The sequence below is a fragment of the Stenotrophomonas sp. As-7 genome, from assembly GCF_030291015.1.
Lineage (GTDB): Bacteria > Pseudomonadota > Gammaproteobacteria > Xanthomonadales > Xanthomonadaceae > Stenotrophomonas > Stenotrophomonas lactitubi.
In genome coordinates this window covers 4504710-4523810 of sequence record NZ_CP127405.1, presented here as the reverse complement: position 1 = coordinate 4523810, position 19101 = coordinate 4504710, and the positions used below count along the sequence as shown (strand labels likewise).

Annotated in this window: 20 protein-coding genes; 15 read left to right on the top strand and 5 right to left on the bottom strand. The window is 67.9% G+C overall.

Translation table 11 applies throughout. The features are described 5' to 3' along the window. Nucleotide 1 precedes the first annotated feature (1 nt). From QP457_RS20640 to QP457_RS20625, 4 genes are all read left to right on the top strand, one after another. Entirely contained in the window at nucleotides 2-1165 is a 1164-nt protein-coding gene (locus tag QP457_RS20640) for a GGDEF domain-containing protein (protein WP_205404577.1), read from the top strand. A 119-nt stretch (nucleotides 1166-1284) separates the two neighbouring features. Continuing rightward, nucleotides 1285-2811: an alpha/beta hydrolase gene (locus QP457_RS20635; RefSeq protein ID WP_205404508.1), complete on the top strand. Its 1527-nt coding sequence runs from the start codon at nucleotides 1285-1287 to the stop codon at nucleotides 2809-2811. Beyond that, nucleotides 2808-3554 carry an ATP-binding cassette domain-containing protein gene (locus QP457_RS20630; RefSeq protein ID WP_100462046.1) on the top strand — a complete coding sequence of 249 codons (747 nt, stop codon included), beginning with the start codon at nucleotides 2808-2810 and terminating at the stop codon, nucleotides 3552-3554. The genes QP457_RS20635 and QP457_RS20630 overlap by 4 nt, the downstream gene beginning before the upstream one ends. Next, complete coding sequence (locus QP457_RS20625) at nucleotides 3551-4735, top strand: ABC transporter permease (protein ID WP_100553959.1); 1185 nt, start codon at nucleotides 3551-3553, stop codon at nucleotides 4733-4735. The genes QP457_RS20630 and QP457_RS20625 overlap by 4 nt, the downstream gene beginning before the upstream one ends. A 74-nt stretch (nucleotides 4736-4809) precedes the next feature. On the opposite strand, the gene QP457_RS20620 is transcribed toward QP457_RS20625, so the two are convergent. Beyond that, nucleotides 4810-5613, bottom strand: coding sequence for a helix-turn-helix transcriptional regulator (locus tag QP457_RS20620; protein WP_205404507.1), 804 nt, complete (start codon nucleotides 5611-5613; stop codon nucleotides 4810-4812). A 75-nt stretch (nucleotides 5614-5688) separates the two neighbouring features. On the opposite strand from QP457_RS20620, the gene QP457_RS20615 reads away from it, so the two are divergent. After that, nucleotides 5689-5943 carry a hypothetical protein gene (locus QP457_RS20615; protein WP_180165033.1) on the top strand — a complete coding sequence of 85 codons (255 nt, stop codon included), beginning with the start codon at nucleotides 5689-5691 and terminating at the stop codon, nucleotides 5941-5943. Between the two features lie 74 nt (nucleotides 5944-6017). On the opposite strand, the gene QP457_RS20610 is transcribed toward QP457_RS20615, so the two are convergent. Beyond that, nucleotides 6018-7025 (bottom strand): energy transducer TonB, encoded by a 1008-nt coding sequence (locus QP457_RS20610; protein ID WP_180165035.1) that lies wholly within the window; start codon nucleotides 7023-7025, stop codon nucleotides 6018-6020. A gap of 200 nt (nucleotides 7026-7225) precedes the next feature. Then, nucleotides 7226-7855, bottom strand: coding sequence for a TIGR00645 family protein (locus QP457_RS20605; RefSeq protein ID WP_100553955.1), 630 nt, complete (start codon nucleotides 7853-7855; stop codon nucleotides 7226-7228). A gap of 113 nt (nucleotides 7856-7968) precedes the next feature. Here QP457_RS20605 and QP457_RS20600 point away from each other — a divergent pair, with 113 nt between their 5' ends. The 4 genes from QP457_RS20600 (at nucleotide 7969) to QP457_RS20585 (ending at nucleotide 13514) form a co-directional block, all read left to right on the top strand. Next, nucleotides 7969-8658, top strand: coding sequence for a glutathione binding-like protein (locus QP457_RS20600; RefSeq protein WP_180165037.1), 690 nt, complete (start codon nucleotides 7969-7971; stop codon nucleotides 8656-8658). 210 nt (nucleotides 8659-8868) lie between these two features. Next, complete coding sequence (locus QP457_RS20595) at nucleotides 8869-11094, top strand: DPP IV N-terminal domain-containing protein (RefSeq protein ID WP_205404506.1); 2226 nt, start codon at nucleotides 8869-8871, stop codon at nucleotides 11092-11094. A gap of 25 nt (nucleotides 11095-11119) precedes the next feature. Further along, on the top strand, nucleotides 11120-11635 hold the full coding sequence (locus tag QP457_RS20590; protein ID WP_100553952.1) for a cytochrome c oxidase assembly factor Coa1 family protein: 516 nt from the start codon (nucleotides 11120-11122) through the stop codon (nucleotides 11633-11635). 76 nt (nucleotides 11636-11711) lie between these two features. After that, nucleotides 11712-13514, top strand: coding sequence for a DUF885 domain-containing protein (locus QP457_RS20585; RefSeq protein ID WP_205404505.1), 1803 nt, complete (start codon nucleotides 11712-11714; stop codon nucleotides 13512-13514). Nucleotides 13515-13597: 83 nt separating this feature from the next. On the opposite strand, the gene QP457_RS20580 is transcribed toward QP457_RS20585, so the two are convergent. Then, entirely contained in the window at nucleotides 13598-14062 is a 465-nt protein-coding gene (locus tag QP457_RS20580; protein ID WP_089237661.1) for a hypothetical protein, read from the bottom strand. Between the two features lie 182 nt (nucleotides 14063-14244). Here QP457_RS20580 and QP457_RS20575 point away from each other — a divergent pair, with 182 nt between their 5' ends. The 4 genes from QP457_RS20575 to QP457_RS20560 all read left to right on the top strand — a co-directional run bounded on the left by QP457_RS20575 (nucleotide 14245) and on the right by QP457_RS20560 (nucleotide 16846). After that, nucleotides 14245-14493, top strand: a complete 249-nt coding sequence (locus QP457_RS20575; protein ID WP_032952021.1) for a hypothetical protein — start codon at nucleotides 14245-14247, stop codon at nucleotides 14491-14493. Between the two features lie 123 nt (nucleotides 14494-14616). Beyond that, nucleotides 14617-15534: a bestrophin family ion channel gene (locus tag QP457_RS20570; RefSeq protein WP_100462056.1), complete on the top strand. Its 918-nt coding sequence runs from the start codon at nucleotides 14617-14619 to the stop codon at nucleotides 15532-15534. A gap of 19 nt (nucleotides 15535-15553) precedes the next feature. Then, a complete protein-coding gene (gene hemB, locus QP457_RS20565; protein ID WP_025877543.1) occupies nucleotides 15554-16543 on the top strand; it encodes a porphobilinogen synthase in 990 nt (329 codons plus the stop codon). A 33-nt stretch (nucleotides 16544-16576) separates the two neighbouring features. Further along, nucleotides 16577-16846 (top strand): SHOCT domain-containing protein, encoded by a 270-nt coding sequence (locus QP457_RS20560; protein ID WP_205404504.1) that lies wholly within the window; start codon nucleotides 16577-16579, stop codon nucleotides 16844-16846. 121 nt (nucleotides 16847-16967) lie between these two features. Here the strand turns inward: QP457_RS20560 and QP457_RS20555 are convergent, their stop codons facing one another. After that, complete coding sequence (locus QP457_RS20555) at nucleotides 16968-17831, bottom strand: PD40 domain-containing protein (RefSeq protein ID WP_205404503.1); 864 nt, start codon at nucleotides 17829-17831, stop codon at nucleotides 16968-16970. Nucleotides 17832-17879: 48 nt separating this feature from the next. Between QP457_RS20555 and aroE the strand changes: the two genes are divergently transcribed. Both aroE and QP457_RS20545 read left to right on the top strand, forming a co-directional pair. Next, nucleotides 17880-18725, top strand: a complete 846-nt coding sequence (gene aroE / locus QP457_RS20550; protein WP_205404502.1) for a shikimate dehydrogenase — start codon at nucleotides 17880-17882, stop codon at nucleotides 18723-18725. 3 nt (nucleotides 18726-18728) lie between these two features. Further along, nucleotides 18729-19079, top strand: a complete 351-nt coding sequence (locus QP457_RS20545) for a hypothetical protein (protein ID WP_108265742.1) — start codon at nucleotides 18729-18731, stop codon at nucleotides 19077-19079. The last annotated feature ends 22 nt before the right edge of the window (nucleotides 19080-19101 follow it).

The window sequence follows — 19101 nt, the reverse complement described above, 5'->3', positions numbered from 1 at the left end:
CATGTCCCTGGATTTCCCCACCGTCGCCGTGCTTGGCTTCCTGCTCTGCGTGGGCATCGCGCTGGGGTTCTCGTTGCTGCTGGTGGTGCTGCGCGGGCAACCGGTGTTGCGGCTGTGGACGCTGAGCCTGTGGGCCCTGACGCTGGGGGTGACCTTGCTGGCGCTGCGTCCCTACCTGCCGCAGGTGCCAGCGATTCTGGCCGGCAACGCGGCGATGGCCGCCTGCGCGGTGCTGTTGCTTCGCGGCATGGCCCTGCATCTGGGCCAACCGCTGCCGGCATGGCGACCGCTGTTGCTGGTGGCCGCGTTCATGACCGGCATCTTCCTGTTCCTGGTGCCGTGGCCGAACCTGGTGGTGCGCCTGCATGTATTCAGTGTGTTCGCCGCGATCATCGACGGCTGGATCGCCTGGCTGCTGCTGCGCCACGCCCCGCCACAGCAGCGCACCAGCTGCAGGCTGGCCGCTGCGGTGTTCCTCGCCGAGGGCCTGCTGTACGTGGTGCGCCTGTTCCTACCGGTGGCTGCCGACGCCGGCGAGGACATCATGCGTACCGGCACGCCGATGTTCGTGACCTACCTGGCCGGGGTGATGCTGGAGCTGGCCCGTTGCTTCGCTCTGGTGCTGCTGCTGGTCGAACGCATGCTGGTGGAACTGCGTCGGGCGGCGCGGATCGATGGTCTTACCGGCCTGCTCAATCGCAGCGCGGTGCTGGCGGATGGGCAGCTGCAGCTGGAACAGGCGCGCCGGCACGGTACGCCGTTGGCGCTGCTGTTGCTGGATGTGGATCATTTCAAGCAGGTCAACGATCGCTGGGGTCATCTGGCGGGTGACCACGTGCTGCAGCACTTCACCGCGATGCTGCAGCGCTGCGCGATCGGCCGCGTGCATCTGCTCAGCCGCTATGGCGGCGAGGAGTTCCTGTTGCTGCTGCCTGGCAGCAGTGGCAATGAGGCGACGGCGCTGGCCGACGCGATCCGCCACGGCCTGCAGCAGCGTCCCGCCCTGCTCGATACCGGTCCGGTGGCGGTGACCGCCAGCATCGGGCTGGTGCTGGACGACGGCCGGACCGATCTTTCCGGCTTGATCGCGCTGGCCGACAGCGCCCTGTACCGGGCCAAGGCCGAGGGCCGCAACCGCCTGGTGGCGGTGCCGACGCCGGCCTAGGACATCCGCCTGTCGCCGCCAGCGCCCGGCGCGTGTAAGTTGGGTCACATCTGTTTGGTCACATCTGCCGCGGCACACCGTCGTGGTGGACAGGAACATTCCCAGGGGAATCACGCACGATGCAACGACACCATTTCGCGCGGGCCGGGTTGCTGGCCAGCATGCTGATTGCCGGCTGCAGCGCACCGCCGCAGGCAGGGTCCGACGGCGCAGGCGATACGCCCAGCCGCCGCTACGGCCAGATCGATTTCCGTCCCTGTACGCTGGCCACCGAAGGCGCCAGCGCGAACGTCGAGGCGCAGTGCGCGACATTCCAGGTGCCGGAAGACCGGAGCAAGCCGGAGGGTCGCAGGATTGATCTGCGCGTGGCTTGGCTGGAGTCGGGCAACAGCGGTTCCGGCCTGCCGGACCCGGTGTTCTTCCTGGCCGGTGGCCCTGGCCAGGCGGCCAGCGAGGTCGCCGTCATCGTCGATACGGCACTGCGCCAGGTGCGCAAGCAGCGCGACATCTTCCTGATCGACCAGCGTGGCACCGGTGGCTCCAACCCGCTCAGCTGCCTGGGCGCGGATGGCAAGGAGCTGCCGATGGATGAAGACGCTGCGCCCAGCGAGGCGCTGCTGCGCGAGTACGCGGAGCGCTGCGCCGCGTCGCTGAAGGGCCGTGCCGACCCGCGCTTCTATACCACCGCCGAGGCCATCGCCGATCTGGACGCGGTACGCCAGGCGCTCGGCGCCGATACGCTCAACCTGGTTGGCGGCTCGTACGGCACCCGCGTTGCCCAGCGCTACGCTGCGGCCTATCCGCAGCACACCCGCAGCATCGTCATCGACGGCGTGGTGCCGAACGATCTGGTGGTCGGGGGCGAATTCGCCAATACCTTCGACAACGCCATCACCCTGCAGTCGGCGCAGTGCCGCAAGGATGTTGCCTGCAGCAAGCGCTTCCCGGTCGATACCCGCGCACAGCTGCGCAGCGTTGCGGACACCCTGCGCCGCACGCCGGTTACCGTCGAGTACCGCGATCCGGGCACGAATGCGCCGCGGAAGGATGTGTTGACCCCGGACAGCGTGGTCGGCCTGGCGTTCGCCTTCTCCTACGTACCGCAGTATTCCTCGCTGCTGCCACTGGTGCTGGACGAGGCCGCGCAGGGGCGTTACGCGCCACTGGCCTCGCTGGTACGCGGTGCGACCCGCAGCATGGATTTCCAGATCAACCGTGGCATGCAGTGGTCGGTGATCTGCAGCGAAGATGCACCGCGCTACCAGGCGCCGGCGGAAAGCGGAGACGCGCTGTTCGGGCCGGAAGCGGCGCGTGCGTTCTTCGCCGCCTGCCCGGTGTGGCCGCATCAGCCGGCGCCGGCTGATGCGGCAGCGCCACTGCGCAGCGATCTGCCGGTGCTGCTGCTGTCCGGCGAACTGGACCCGGTGACGCCGCCGCGTTACGCCGAACAGGTGCTCAAGGGGCTGCCGAAGGGACGCGCGCTGGTCGCCCGCGGGCAAGGCCACGGCACCCTGACCGCCGGTTGCATGCCGCGCCTGCTCGGCCAGTTCATCGACACCACCGATGCCAAGGCGCTGGATGCCAGCTGCCTGGACACGCTGAGCTACGTGCCGGCGTTCACCTCGTTCAACGGATGGGCCCCATGATCGTCGCCGACAACCTGCACAAGGCCTTCAACACCCGCACTGGCCGTATCCAGGCGGTGGCCGATGTCGGCTTCCGCGCCGAGGATGGCCGCATCACCGGCCTGCTCGGGCCGAACGGGGCTGGCAAGACCACCACCATGCGCATGCTGTACACGCTGATGACGCCGGATGAAGGCAGCATCACCGTCGATGGCATCGATGCCGCCCGCAATCCGGTGGAAGTACGTCGTCATCTCGGCGTACTGCCCGACGCGCGTGGCGTCTACAAGCGACTGACCGCGCGCGAGAACATCGCTTACTTCGGCGAGCTGCATGGCCTGTCCGCGTCGCGCATCCGCGAACGCATCGAAGTGCTGTCGCATGCGCTGGACATGGGCGACATCCTCGACCGCCAGACCGATGGCTTCTCGCAGGGCCAGCGCACCAAGACCGCCATTGCCCGCGCGCTGGTGCACGATCCGCGCAACGTGATCCTCGACGAACCCACCAACGGCCTGGACGTGATGACCACCCGCGCACTTCGCCGCTTCCTGCTGGGCCTGCGCGAGGAAGGGCGCTGCGTGATCCTGTCCAGCCACATCATGCAGGAGGTCGGTGCGCTGTGTGACCACATCGTGATCATCGCCAAGGGCACGGTGATGGCCGCCGGCAGCGCCGATGAACTGCGTGCGCAGTCCGGCGAACCCAACCTGGAAGATGCGTTCGTGAAACTGATCGGCAGCGAAGAGGGCCTGCACGCATGAGCATGATGTCGACCATGATGACGGTGATGCGCAAGGAACTGCGCGACCTCTCGCGTGACCGCCGCACCCTGATGCTGACCCTGCTGTTTGGTCCCTTGCTGTACCCGCTGCTGATCCTGGGCATGGGCAAGCTGGCCGAAAGCCGTGTGCGCATCCAGATTGAACAGCCACTGCAGATCCCGACCATCGGTGCCGAGAATGCGCCGAACCTGGTGCGTTTCCTGGCCGCGCAGGGGCTGAACACCGCGCCGGCGCCCAAGGATCTGGCCGAGGCGATCCGCTCGCAGGAGATCGACGTCGCGCTGCGCATCAGCCCCGATTTCAGCAAGGACTGGGCCGACGGCAAGCCCGCGCTGGTGGAAGTGATCCGTGACAGTACCCGGCGCGCCGCCGAGGTACCCAGCGCCCGCCTGCAGGCGGCCCTGGCGACCTACAACGGCCAGGTCGGTGCGCTCCGGCTGATGGCACGTGGCGTCGACGCACAGGTGGCGCGGCCGCTGGAGGTGGCTACCCAGGACATGGCCAGCGCCGAGGCCAAGCGCGGCATGATGCTGTCGATGCTGCTGCCGGTGCTGCTGACGCTGACCTCGTTCATTGGTGGCGCCTATCTGGTGATGGATGCCACCGCCGGTGAGCGCGAGCGGCAATCGCTGGAGCCGCTGCTGGCGACCCCGGGCTCGCGCAGCGCCATCGTCAGCGGCAAGATCGCCGCCGCCTGCGTGGTCGGCTTCGCCTCGTTGCTGCTGACGTTGATCGCGTTCAAGGCCAGTGCGCAGATCGCGCCCGGCAATGTCGGCCGGCAGCTCAACATGAACATCGGCTCGATGTTGCAGATGCTGCTGGTGATGGTGCCGATGCTGCTGATCGGCACCTCGCTGCTGACCTTCCTCTCGGCCGCGGCCAAGAGCATGAAGGAAGCGCAGAGCCACATGACCTGGCTGGTGCTGCTGCCGATGCTGCCCGGCTACGCGCTGATGGCCTACCCGGTGAAGAGCGAGCTGTGGCAGTACGCAGTGCCGTTCCTGTCGCAGAACCAGATGCTGTTGAAGGTGATCCGCCACGAGGCGATCAGCCCGACCATCTGGGCGGTCTACCTCGGCGCAAGCCTGGGTCTGGCCGCAGTGCTGTGGTTTGCTGCCGTGCGTCGTTACCACAACGAACGCCTGGCGATTTCCGGCTGAGCGTAACCGGTAGCGCCGGGCCATGCCCGGCGGATGCAGAACGAGGCCCGGTCATCCCCCGGGCCTTGTTCATGTCAGCGCAGTGAGGCGTTTCCGTCCCCATACCGTGCCGGCGTCACTCCCATCTCGCGCTTGAACACGGCGATGAAAGAGCTGGGCGTGTCGTAGCCCAATGACAGTGCGATGGTGGTGACCGGCTCACCGGCCAGCAATCGCGGCAGCGCCACCAGCACGCGCAGGCGCTGCCGCCAGTGGGTCAGGGTCATGTTGGTCTCGGCCTGCCAGCGGCGGGCGAGGCTGCGACTGGACAGGCCGCTCGCTGCGGCCCAGCCCTCGACGCTGCGGGTGTCATGCGGCGCGCGCGCCAGGGCCGAGGCGATGCGACGCAGGCGGCGATCGCTGGGTTGCTGCAGGGCCAGCGGCAAAGGCGTGCCGGCGGCGATCTCATCGATGATCACACCGGCCAGGCGCTGCTGCACCGCATCCAACGCCTGCCCGGACCACCGCAGTGCCCGCGGCACTGCCACCTGCAGCAGGTCGCTGGGCTGGAAGATGCGTGGTGTGGTGGGCAAGCCTGCGCAGGCTTCCCTGCTGAAGTACAAGCTCCAGCCATCGAAGCTGCCGATGCTGGACAGCGCATGCGGGTGCTGCGGCGGCAGCCATGCCACGTGTCCGGCCGGAAGCAGCCAGTGGATGTCGCCCGCCTCGATCCGCAGCAGGCCCGTGTGGGCGCCCAGCAGTTGCCCGCGCGCGTGCTGGTGGCGGGCGGTGCGGCGTGAACCCGGCATCGCCAACTGCGTGCCGAGCAGGGCGGGCCCCGCGCTGGCATCAGCCAGTGCAGGATCGATCAGGGGTGTCTGGACTGTCTGTTCTGCCATATCGATTGGCAGTTATACGGCAGAACGGCCGGAAGCGAGCGTCGACACTGGTCGTCCATTCCCCAGGAGCACGCCATGCAACCGCAGGACATCCTTCCCGATCACCAGAACGACGTGCAGGTGAACGGTCTCACCGTGCGCAAGGGCAGTGTCGGCGCCTTCCTCGCCAGCGTCCGCGACTGGCAGGATCCGGCCGGTGACTCCGCCACCCGTGCCGCTGCCGAAGCCGATCTGCGCAGTCTGCTGCCCGGACTGCACGCATTGGGTCTGTTCCAGGTGCTGGCGGCACGCGATCCGACGCTGCAACGGTTGATCGACGGCGCAGCCTGAAACGAACAAAGCCCGGACATGCCGGGCCTTGCTCCAGAACCGCCGGGCGCGGCCCGGCGCTACCGCCTTGGGCATCAGCCGCCCGGTGCGAACACCAGCGTGCGGCGGGTGGTGACCGGGGCATTGACCGGCTCAAAGCGCCAGCGCTTGACCGCGTTGAGTGCTTCGCGATCAAAGACGCGCGAGGGCGTTGCACGCAGCACGCGCGCATTGGTCACCGAGCCGTCGGTGCCGACGGTGATTTCCACAAGTACTTCGCCGGAAGTGCCCGAACGCAGCGCGTCGGCAGGGTAACGCGGTGCCGGCGTGCTGACCGGGCGCAGGCTTGGCGCGGCGGCGGTCGCTGCCTGGCGGGCGGCGTTGGCCTGCTGCGCCGCGGCCTGCTGCTGCTTCTGCTCGGCATCGCGGCGGGCGGCGGCCTGGCGCTCGGCTTCCTGGCGCTCGCTGTCACGACGGGCAACATCCTGCTGCGCGGCAATCTGCTTGGCCGCCTCGGCTTCCTTGGCGCGCTGTTCGGTCAGGCGCTGCTGCTCGGCCAGCTGCTTGGTGCGGTCTTCAGCGTCCTTCTTGACCTTCTCGGTCTCGTCTTCGGTGCGCTTGGCCGCAACCTGCACGCCCTTGCTCAGGCCTTCCTTCAGGCGCGGCAGGGCCGGAGCCGAGGCGTCGACCTTTTCGATCAGGGCGACCAGCCGCTGCGCTTCGGCGAAATCTTCGCGGCCCAGGTGCTGCTCGGCGGCGATCAGGGTGTAGGGCAGCAGGTCGGTCAGCGCGCTCTTCACCGAGGCGTCGTCCGGGGTCTTGTCGCGCAGTGCCAGGTAATACTCGATGGCGTTGTCGCCGGCCGGGGCGTACATGCGGTTCTCGCGCAGTGCCTGGCTGGCCGATTCGCGCAGCTGTTCGGTGCCCATCGACTGCACCTTGGCGGCCACGGCCGGTGCGGCTGGCGCCGCAGCGACGGGGGCGGCGGCACCCGGCGCGGCCGGAGCCGGTGTTTCTTCCTTGCCCGAGCAGGCAGCCAGGGCCAATGCCAGAGCGACCGGCATCCACCGGCGCGCGGCAGCGATCATTGCGACGTGCGACATCCTGCTCCCCTCTAAGAAGACGACGTTACGAAAAACGTAGATACGCATGGCCGGGACCGAAGGTCCGGGCGTGGCGGGGGACGTTTCCCAGCGTCACCGTCGCCTGCAGCGAGGGTGCAATCTAGCATCCCGGCCACCCATGCGTACAAGGGCCGGGAACGGAGCCGGCGGCGGCAGTCGTGCCGCCACCGGCGTTGGCGTCAGTGCGCGGCAGCCTTGCTATGGCTGTTGGACATCAGCTTGTCGGTCCAGGCAATGCCGATCGCCGACAGGATGAACACGCAGTGGATGATGGTCTGCCACAGCACGCCATCGGGGGTCAGGGTCGTGCAGGTATCGGGGCCGGCGTTGTAGAAGCTGGCCGATGCCGACGAAGCCGCCGCCGCCCATTGTTCCGGCTTGCACAGCGGCAGGCCGTTCAGCGGGCTGGCTGCAATGAACGTCTTCAACAGGTGGATCGAGGAGATGCCGATGATCGCCATCGCCAGCTTCACCTTCAGCACGCTGGCGTTGACGTGGCTCAGCCATTCCGGCTGGTCCGGGTGGCCCTCCAGTCGCAGGCGCGAGACGAAGGTTTCATAGCCGCCGACGATCACCATCACCAGCAGGTTGGAGATCATCACCACGTCGATCAGGCCCAGCACGATCAGCATGATCTGCTGCTCGCCCATCGACACCGAGTGCGAGATCAGGTGCCACAGTTCCTTGCCGAACAGGAACACGTAAACGCACTGGGCAACGATCAAACCCAGGTACAGCGGCAGCTGCAGCCAGCGGGTAGCGAAGATCAGGCTGGACAGCGGGGACAGTAGCGGACGGTTTGCACTCATGCGGAGGATGCTGCGTTTCGGGGGAGAGGCGAGGTTACCGGCCCGCCATGACGGTGCCAAGCCAACGCACGCACTAGACTTCAGGTTCCTTTCCGTACCCCAGAGCCGCCGCCATGATCGACCTGTATTACTGGCCTACCCCGAACGGCCACAAAGTGACCCTGCTGCTGGAAGAAGCTGGCCTGGAGTACCGCATCCACCCGGTCAACATCGGCTCGGGCGACCAGTTCAAGCCGGAATTCCTGGCCATTTCCCCCAACAACAAGATGCCGGCCATCGTTGACCACGCCCCGGCCGACGGCGGCGCCCCGCAGAGCGTGTTCGAGTCCGGCGCGATCCTGCTGTACCTGGCCGAGAAGACCGGCCGCTTCCTGCCGGCCGATCCGCGTGGCCGCGTCACCACCCTGGAATGGCTGTTCTGGCAGATGGCCGGGCTGGGCCCGATGAGCGGGCAGATGGGCCATTTCAACGTGTACGCGCCGGAGAAGATTCCGTACGCGATCGAGCGCTACGACAATGAAGTGCGCCGCCTGCACGGGGTGATGGACAAGCGCTTGGCCGAGCACGCCTTCCTGGCCGGCGCGGACTACACCATCGCCGACATGGCCAGCTACCCGTGGGTTGGCGCCTACGACAAGCTGCCGGCCGACTTCGACGCGTTCCCGAACCTCAAGCGCTGGCACCAGGCCATCGCCGCCCGTCCGGCCACCCAGCGCGCCTATGCGCTGCGCACGCAGGTGAACCCGGACGCTGGCAAGCCGCTCAGCGACGAAGAGCGCAAGCACCTGTTCGGCAAGCGCTGAGGATTCAGCGCAGGCCGCTGCGCTCGCCGGGCATGGCCCGGCGCTACCCAGCCCGCCAACGGTAGCGCCGGGCCATGCCCGGCGGATGTGCCGCGCGCGACCGCCATGGGCAGAAGGTCATGCTGTCTTCCCGCACCGGCTTGGTTAGGATGGAGGCTGACCGTCCCGCGCCCGCCGCGGTGACGGACCTGCCGTTTGCCGGGATCCTCCATGCGCCATCTGTTCGCCTCGCTCGCCCTCATGCTCGCCACCGCTACCGTCGCCCACGCTGAAAAACTCACTCTGGAAGCCATCACCGGCCCATTGCCGTTGTCCGGCCCGACCCTGATGAAGCCGAAGGTGGCGCCGGACGGCTCGCGCGTGACCTTCCTGCGCGGCAAGGACAGCGACCGCAACCAGCTGGACCTGTGGAGCTACGACATCGGCAGCGGCCAGACCCGACTGCTGGTGGATTCGAAGGTGGTGCTGCCGGGCACCGAAACCCTCAGTGACGAAGAAAAGGCCCGCCGCGAGCGCCAGCGCATCGCCGCGATGACCGGCATCGTCGATTACCAGTGGTCGCCGGACGCGCAGCGCCTGCTGTTCCCGCTGGGCGGCGAGCTGTACCTGTACGACCTCAAGCAGGAAGGCAAGGCGGCAGTGCGCCAGCTGACCCACGGCGAAGGCTTTGCCACCGACGCCAAGCTGTCGCCCAAGGGCGGCTTCGTCAGCTTCATCCGCGGCCGCAACCTGTGGGTGATCGACCTGGCCAGCGGCAGGCAGACGCAGCTGACCGCTGATGGCAGCACCACCATCGGCAACGGTATCGCCGAATTCGTCGCCGACGAGGAGATGGACCGCCATACGGGCTACTGGTGGGCGCCGGACGATTCGGCCATCGCCTACGCCCGCATCGATGAAAGCCCGGTGCCGGTGCAGAAGCGCTATGAAGTCTATGCCGACCGCACCGATGTGATCGAACAGCGCTATCCGGCCGCGGGCGATGCCAACGTGCAGGTGAAGCTCGGCGTGATCTCGCCGGCGGAACAGGCGCAGACGCAGTGGATCGACCTCGGCAAGGAGCAGGATATCTACCTGGCCCGCGTCGATTGGCGCGATCCGCAGCACCTGAGTTTCCAGCGCCAGTCGCGCGACCAGAAGAAGCTGGACCTGGTGGAAGTCACCCTGGCCTCGAACCAGCAGCGGGTGCTGGCCCACGAAACCAGCCCGACCTGGGTGCCGCTGCACAACAGCCTGCGTTTCCTCGACGACGGCAGCATCCTGTGGTCGTCCGAGCGCACCGGTTTCCAGCATCTGTACCGCATCGACAGCAAGGGCAAGGCCACCGCGCTGACCCACGGCAACTGGTCGGTCGATGAACTGCTGGCGGTCGATGAAAAGGCCGGCCTGGCGTATTTCCGTGCCGGCATCGAATCGGCGCGCGAAAGCCAGATCTACGCCGTCCCGCTGCAGGGCGGCCAGCCGCAGCGCCTGTCGAAGTCGCCCGGCATGCACAGCGCCAGTTTCGCGCGCAACGCCAGCGTGTACGTCGACAGCTGGTCCAACAACAGCACCCCGCCGCAGATCGAACTGTTCCGCGCCAATGGCGAGAAGATCGCCACCCTGGTCGAGAACGATCTGGCCGATCCCAAGCATCCCTACGCGCGCTACCGCGACGCGCAGCGCCCGGTCGAATTCGGCACGCTGACTGCCGCCGACGGCAAGACGCCGCTGAACTACAGCGTGATCAAGCCGGCCGGCTTCGATCCGGCCAAGCGCTACCCGGTGGCGGTGTACGTGTATGGCGGCCCGGCCAGCCAGACCGTCACCGACAGCTGGCCCGGCCGTGGCGACCATCTGTTCAACCAGTATCTGGCCCAGCAGGGCTACGTGGTGTTCTCGCTGGACAACCGCGGCACCCCGCGCCGTGGCCGTGACTTCGGTGGCGCGCTGTATGGCAGGCAGGGCACGGTGGAAGTGGCCGACCAGCTGCGTGGCGTGGCGTGGTTGAAGCAGCAGCCGTGGGTGGACCCGGCGCGCATCGGCGTGCAGGGCTGGTCCAACGGCGGCTACATGACCCTGATGCTGCTGGCCAAGGCGTCGGACAGCTACGCCTGCGGTGTGGCCGGTGCACCGGTCACCGATTGGGGCCTGTACGACAGCCACTACACCGAGCGCTACATGGACCTGCCGGCGCGCAACGATGCCGGCTACCGCGAAGCACGCGTGCTGACCCACATCGAGGGCCTGCGTTCGCCGCTGCTGCTGATCCACGGCATGGCCGACGACAACGTGCTGTTCACCAATTCGACCAGCCTGATGAGCGCGCTGCAGAAGCGTGGCCAGCCGTTTGAACTGATGACCTATCCGGGTGCCAAGCACGGCCTGTCCGGTGCCGACGCACTGCATCGCTACCGCGTTGCCGAAGCCTTCCTGGGACGTTGCCTGAAGCCTTGATCATCATCCGGGAAGGAGCCCGCCCATGACCCTGCCGCCGCCGATTCCTGCTCCCTCCAACCTGGCCTCCGGCTGGTGGTGCCGGCATTGGCGCTGGGCGATGCCGTTGGCGGTGCTGCTGTTCCTGGCGGCGCTGGGCGGCGCTATCGCCTGGAGCGTGCTGCGCTGGACCCAGGCCGCGCATGACAGTGCGCCGATGCGCGAGGCGATGCGTCGCGCCGGCTGCAGCGTCGAACTGGTGCAGGTGTTCGGCGAGCCGCTGCAGGCCGGCACACTGCCGCTGGGCAGCATGCAGACCGCCATCAACGGCGAGCGCGATGTCGGCCTGACCGTGGCGCTGGAAGGACCGCATGCGCACGGCCGCCTGTTCGTGAAGGGCACCCGCAGCGACGACGTGTGGGATTACCCGGTGATGTACGTGCTGGCCGAAGACAAGCAGACCTTCGACCTGAGCGCGCTGGATGATGCCGAAGCGGCCGGCGAATGCGAACTGCAGGCCTGTCGCGCGCGCGGAGACTGTGCGCTGACGGCCGCGCTGTAGAGGGCGTGACCTCCGGCCGATTGTCGCCACCGCCATGAGCGCGTAGGGTGCGGGCAACCCTGTCCTGGAGTGCTCCATGAAGCCGATCGCGCTTGCCATCGCCCTGGCCCTGACCGCCGCCCCGCTGCTGTCAGCCCCACCGGCCCTGGCCGCACCGGCCGCCAAGGCTTCTACGCCGGCCAGCCCGGCCTGGGTCGCGCGCAGCAACGCGCTGGCGCAGATCCTGCTGGATGCCCAGGGCCCGTTCCAGCCCGAGGAAACCGGCTTCTTCGGCGTGCCCGGCTACGACGACAAGGTCGCCGACCTCGGCCCGGACAACGACCAGCGCTACCGCGCCGCGATGGCCAAGGCCCGCGACGAACTGAAGGCCAAACTGGCCACTGAGAAGGATCCCAACGTCCGCCAGGATCTGGAGATCATGATCGCCGCCGCCAACCAGAACATCGAAGGCAGCGAACTCAACCAGAAGTACCTGCTGCCGTGGCGGGATGCGCCGCAGAGCGTGTTCAGCGGCCTCAACCTGCTGCTGTCCGACCAGGTGCCGGCCGAGCGCCGGGCCAAGGCGGTCGATCGCCTCAAGGCATACGCGGGCCTGCAGCCGGGTGGCACCGCGTTCACCACGCTGGCCCGTCAGCGCTACGAAGAGCGCCTGAAGGACAGCACGCTGCTGCAGCCGACGAAGATCGAAGTGCAGCAGTCGCTGGACAACGTCGAGACCTACATCACCGGTATCGAGTCACTGCTGAAGAAGTACCAGGTCGCCGGTGCCGACGAGGCGATGAAGGCGCTCGCCGCACAGATGAAGGACTACGCCGCATGGACCCGCAAGGAGGTGCTGCCGAAGGCACGTGCCGATGCGCGCCTGCCGGCCCCGCTGTACGCCTACCAGCTCAAGCAGGTCGGTATTGATATCGACCCGAAGCTGCTGATGCAGCGCGCGCAGCTGGAGTTCATGGAAACGCGCTCGGCGATGCGCCAGCTGGCCCCGCTGGTGGCGAAAGATAAGGGCCTGAAGGTCAGTGATCCGAGCGACCCGGTGGCGGTGATCCGCGCGCTGAAGGGCGAGAAGATCGCCGATGACCAGCTTGAAGGCCACTACCGCAAGGTGATCGATGCCATCGATCCGCTGATCCGCGAACATCGCATTGTCGATGTGCCGCAGCGTGCGATGCAGATGCGCCTGGGCTCGGCCGCAGAGAGCGCTGCCAGCCCGGCACCGCACTTCCTGCCCGCGCCGCTGGTCAACAACACCGGGCAGCAGGGCACCTTCGTGCTGCCGCTGGGCAACCCGGCCGCCGGCGCGGGTGCGCAGTACGACGACTTCAACTTCGGTTCGGCGGCCTGGACGCTGAGCGCGCATGAAGGCCGCCCGGGCCACGAACTGCAGTTCACCGCGATGGTCGAGCGCGGCGTGTCGCTGGCGCGCACGATGTTCGCGTTCAATTCGGTGAACGTGGAAGGCTGGGCGCTGTACGCCGAAGCGGAGATGGTGCCGTACGAGCCGCTGGACGGGCAGATGATCGCGCTGCAGTTCCGCCTGCTGCGTGCCGCCCGCGCGATGCTCGACCCGATGCTCAATCTCGGCCTGACCGACCGTGCCAACGGCGAACGCGTGCTGATCGAGCAGGTGGGTCTGTCCAAGGCGATGGCCACCCAGGAACTGGACCGCTACATGGTGCGCATGCCGGGCCAGGCGGGCAGCTACTTCTACGGCTACACCCGCATCCTCGAACTGCGCATGCAGACCGAGCTGGCACTGGGCGCGAAGTTCGACCGCCTGGCGTTCAACAACTTCCTGCTCGACCAGGGCCTGTTGCCGCCGGACCAGCTGGCCGAAGCGGTGAACCAGGTGTTCGTGCCGAAGTACCAGAAGAAGTAACGGTAGCGCCGGGCCATGCCCGGCGAGCGCAGCGGAAGAGACGCCGGGCATGGCCCGGCGCTACCCGCGGTGACCCGTGCGGGTCACCGCTGCGGTTGCGGGGTGATCGTCTGCGTCGGCAGGCGTGCCGGCGGCGCCGGATTCGGCACCCAGATCGCCACGCCGGCCGCGCGTTTCTGCGTGGTCGGTATGCCGATGCCCACGCCACCGCCCACGTGTGAACCGTAGCTGCCGGCACCCACCGACATGCCGACCGGTGAGCCACTGCTGCCCACGCCCATCAGGATCACGCCGTTGGCACCCAGCGCAGCTGCTTCGCGCTTCAGGCGAGCCACGGCGGCATCGGTCTGGCCCTGCGTGCCGAAGCCCACCGCCGAAGACGACTCCAGCTGGGCAATTTCCTGCGAACCGGCGGGCGGCGTCGAATAGATCTGCACCTGGGCCGGATCGATCGGCGCACGAGCGCGGCCCAGCATGACCTTGGAGGTGCTGGCGCAACCGGCAACGGTCAGCAGCATGGCCGCCAAGGCGACCCAACGGATGTTCATGGCGTATACCCCTGTAGGACTGGTTCGGATCATCAGCCGGGCACTCTGAATCGGCGCCAACATCGGGGCTCGACCCATGGCGGCACGCTAGCACGGCACCGGTGAGGTTGACGGCAACGGCGGTAGGCGGCGCTGCCGGGAACGGCTATGGTTGGGAGCAAGAACAACCACGGGAGCGCGCTATGGGTGTGATCAGTCTGTTGTGGGGCGTACTGGCGCTGTTGTGGATGATCCTGGCGTTGATACCGCTGCTGGGCTGGGGCAACTGGTTCCTGATCCCCTTTGCCGCGGTCGGCGCGATCATTGCCGCGCTCGGCATCCTGTTCACCCACCCCAGCAAGCGTGGCCGGGCCTGGACCGGGCTGATCCTGAACGGCATCGTGGTGGTGGTCGGCATCCTGCGCCTGGGGCTCGGCGGCGGCGTCATCTGAGGCAGTACGGCCGGTGCGACAGGGCGTCGCAGGGACACGGCCGCTGGCCGGGCAGGGAGTAGAATGGGCGGCTGCGCGAGCCCCCCGCGTGCCTGTCGAACCGCGCGCCGCGCGGCTGCTCCCATGATCATTCGTTCCCGTCCCCACGGCTGGCAACTGCTGTACATCCTGCGTGGCTCCATCGTCCCGGCGATCGCGCCCAAGGTGCTGGCCATCCTCACCCTCTCCATCGCGGTCGCCGCGGTGGTGGAACTGGCGCCGCCGGTCGGCATCGAGCGCGTCTCGGTCACCCCGTTCACCCTGCTCGGCCTGGTCCTGTCGATCTTCCTCAGCTTCCGCAACAGCGCCTGCTACGACCGCTGGTGGGAGGGCCGCAAGCTGTGGGGCCAACTGGTGTTCGAATCGCGTTCGCTGGCGCGGCAGGTACAGGTACTGCTGGCCGACGATGCGCCACGCCGCCAGCGCATCAGCTACCTGACCACCGCTTTTGCCTATGCACTGGCCGCGCGCCTGCGCGCCCGCGACGTGGCGCTGGCCGCGGTGCCCTGGCTGGACGAGGAACAGCGCGGGCAGCTCGCCCAGCGCGAGAACGTGCCCGATGCGCTGCTGGCGATGATCGCCGCCGAACTGGCCCAGGCCCGTCGCGAAGGCACGCTCGATTCCATTCTTTACGTCCAGCTGGAAGAGCGCCTGCACGCGATGTCCTCGATCCAGGCCGGCTGCGAGCGCATCCTTACCACCCCGCTGCCGTTCGCCTACACCCTGCTGCTGCACCGCTGCGCATGGATGTTCTGCGTACTGCTGCCGTTCGGCCTGGCCAGCTCGCTGGGCTGGGCCACGCCGGTGCTTTCGGCGGTGCTGGCCTATGCCTTCTTCGGCCTGGACCAGCTGGGTGAAGAAATGGAAGACCCGTTCGGCCTGGAGCCGAACGACCTGCCGTTGGACGCGCTGGTGCGCACCATCGAGATCGACCAGCTCGATGCCCTCGGCGAACGCCCGTTGCCCGAACCCCTGCTGCCGCAGGGCTACCTGTTGCAATAGCCACTCCCCGGAGCCTGCCATGCCTCATCCCCATTACCGCCCGCGGCGCATGCGCCATGACGAATTCTCGCGCCGCCTGATGCGCGAGAACACGCTGACCACCGACGACCTGATCTATCCGGTGTTCGTGCACGAACCGGCTGGCCGCGTTGCGGTGCCGTCGATGCCGGGCGTGGAGCGGCTGTCGATCGAAGAACTGCTGAAGGTGGCCGAGGAAGCGCTGGAACTGGGCATCCCGGTGATCGACCTGTTCCCGGTGCTGGACGCCTCGCAGAAGTCGTTGGACGCATCCGCGGCCTGGGCCGAGGACGGCCTGGCGCAGCGTGCGATCCGCGCGCTGAAGTCGCGTTTCCCGGAACTGGGGGTGATGACCGACGTTGCCCTGGATCCGTACACCACGCACGGCCAGGACGGCATCATCGATGACAAGGGCTACGTGCTCAACGACATCACCGTTGAAGCGCTGGTCAAGCAGTCGCTGTCGCACGCCGAGGCGGGCGCGGACATCATTTCGCCCTCGGACATGATGGATGGCCGTATCGGTGCGATCCGTCGTGCGCTGGATGCCGACCACCACCTCAACGTACGCATCATGGCCTACTCGGCCAAGTACGCGTCTGCGTTCTACGGCCCGTTCCGTGACGCGGTGGGCAGCGCGGCCAGCCTCGGCAAGGCCGACAAGAAGACCTACCAGATGGACCCGGCCAACGGTGACGAGGCGATGCGCGAGATCGCGCTGGACCTGGAGGAGGGCGCGGACATGGTGATGGTCAAGCCGGGCATGCCGTACCTGGACCTGGTGCGGCGGGTGAAGGAAACCTTCGGTGTGCCGACCTTCGCCTACCAGGTCAGCGGCGAGTACGCGATGATGAAGGCGGCGTTCGCCAACGGCTGGCTGGACGAGCGCGCCTGCGTGCTGGAATCGCTGCTGGGCTTCAAGCGTGCCGGCGCCGATGGCGTGCTGACCTATTTCGCGCCGCAGGTGGCGCGTTGGCTGCGCGAGCGCTGACAATAGCGCCCACGACGGACGGAGGAACACGCGATGGGACCTGAAATGGGTTGGATGCAATGGTTGATCTGGGGCACCGGTACGCTGGTGTTCGGGGCCATCATCGTCGGCGTGTTCGTCGCTGCCTGGCGTGCCGCACGGCGCCCGCCCGAGCAGCTCTCCGCTGCCGCGCAGGTTGCCCGCGAGCAGTCCCTGCCGGAGAGCGTGCAGGCCGAACTGGCCGCACTGAACCGGCGCAAGGACAACGGCCAGCTCAGCGAAGTGGAATACGAGCAGCAGCGCGCGAAGGTGCTGTCGCGCTGATCTGATGTTCTGGTAGTCGCCAACCTTGGTTGGCGGTTCTGTTTCTGCGCCGACCAAGGTCGGCACCTACCGGAGGGGGCGGTCGGCCTCCACCGAACCATCATCCACGCATGGCGTGGATCTACCGCACGCACTCCGCCACTGCCACCACCTTCGGCACGGCCAGCCGGTACACGTCCACGCCACCGGCGCGTGGCGACTTCGCCGCGCTGCTGGCCACCATCATTTCGCCCGGCTTGGCGTTGTCGACGACCGGCGCGCCGGTCCAGCCGCTTCCCTGGTTGAATGACAACCCCAACGGCTGCAACGCAGCGCCCGTCCACGCGCAACCGCTGGTCCAGACCTGCGCGGCGTCACCGCTGTCGCGGCTGAAGGCCACGGCGCCCTCGATGCCCAGCCAGTCCCCATCGGTTTCATCGGCAGCGCTGTTCAATGCCTGCAGCGCCGTCGCCGGCCCTCGCGCGCCCTGCGCGTCCAGCGTGGCCACGAACAGGTCCCAGCCGGCACCACGGCCCTGCTGGCGGGCAAACAGCAGCCGCCGCCCGTCCGCGCTCAATGCCGGGCCGCGCTCCTCATGGCGACCGCCATCGCCGGCCAACGGTTGTGGGGTGCCCAAGCCGCCATCGGCGGCAATCGCCGCCCGGTACAGCGCCAGCCGGCCCTCGCGACCTGCGGCGAACAGCAGCCAGCGGCCGTCGCGGCTGAAATACGGATCACGCACCTCGCCGGACACCGCCAGCGGCAAGGCCTGCGCCTGCTGCCAGCGGCCGTCGACCACGCGCGCCTGCCACAGCCCCCAGCCGGCCTCGCCACGACGGGCGAAGACGATGCGCTGGCCATCGGCGCTGATCGTGGCCCGGCCCTCATCGGCGCGGGTGGAGACCACGCCCATGCCCTCGATGCCGTACTCGTTCAACGCCATCGCCACCGGGGCAGAGAGTAGACTGGCGGCGAGCACCAGCAGGGTCGGGGCGATACGCATCATCCAGGTCCATGCACGAAAGAGCACCAGTCTAGCCAGCTTGAGGATTCCATGACCGATCGTTACGCCGTCTTCGGACACCCCGTCGCCCACTCGAAGTCGCCGCAGATCCATGCTGCGTTCGGTCGCCAGGAAGGCATCTCCCTCGACTACCGCAGCATCGATCTCGCCCCGGACGCATTCCTGGCCGGGCTGGAGGCGTTCGCCGCCGAGGGCGGTGTCGGTGCCAACGTCACCTCACCGCACAAGGAAGCGGCATTCTCCGTGTGCACCACGCTGACCGCACGCGCGCGCCGCGCCGGCTCGGTCAACACTCTGCTGCGCAAGGGCGACCGCTGGCACGGTGACACCACCGATGGCATCGGTCTGGTGCGCGACCTCACCGACCGCCACGGCCTGGACCTGCGCGGCCGCCGCGTGCTGCTGCTGGGCGCCGGTGGTTCGGCGCGCAGCGTTGCGCCGGCGCTGCTGGATGCCGGCATCACCGAACTGGTGGTGGTCAACCGCACGCCGGAACGCGCCGACGAACTGATCGATGCCATGGGCGAGCCGGGCCGCGCGCTCAGCCGTTACTGGGACGATCTGCGCGACCTCGGGGATTTCGAGCTGATCCTCAACGCCACTTCGGCCGGCCGCGATCGCGACGCCGAGTTCAAGCTGCCGCTGTCGCTGGTCAATTCGATGACCACGGCGGTCGACCTGAACTACGGCGAGGCTGCCATTGCCTTCCTGGCCTGGGCGCGCGCTGCGCAGTGCCGCAACACGGTCGATGGCCTGGGCATGCTGGTCGAGCAGGCGGCCGAGAGCTTCCTGCAGTGGCACGCCGTACGCCCGCAGACCGACGCGGTCTACCAGCAGCTGCGCGCCGGAGCCGGTGCCTTCGCCGGGCAGGACTGATCGATGGACAGCCAGGCTCTGATGGTCTCCCTGCTGACCATGGTCGGCGTGCGCCTGCCGGTGCTGATCGCCCTGTGCGTCGGCCTGGTCTGGGTGATGGGCGCGCCGCGCGATCCGGCACGCACCGGCGCGCTGACCGGCCTGCTGCTGTTGCTGGCGTCCAGCATGGGCAGCCTGCTGGCCAACCTGGTGCCGATGTGGATGGTCAGCAAGGGTGACTTCAGTGCGATCTCGCAGCTGAGCACCGTGCTGGGCGTGGTCCACTTCGGCCTGGCCATGCTGGATGCCGTCGGCACGGTACTGCTGGTCTGGGCATTGGTACGGCTGCTGCGGCAGCGCGCTGCGACGCCCTGACCCCGATGGCGGCCTTGGCCGC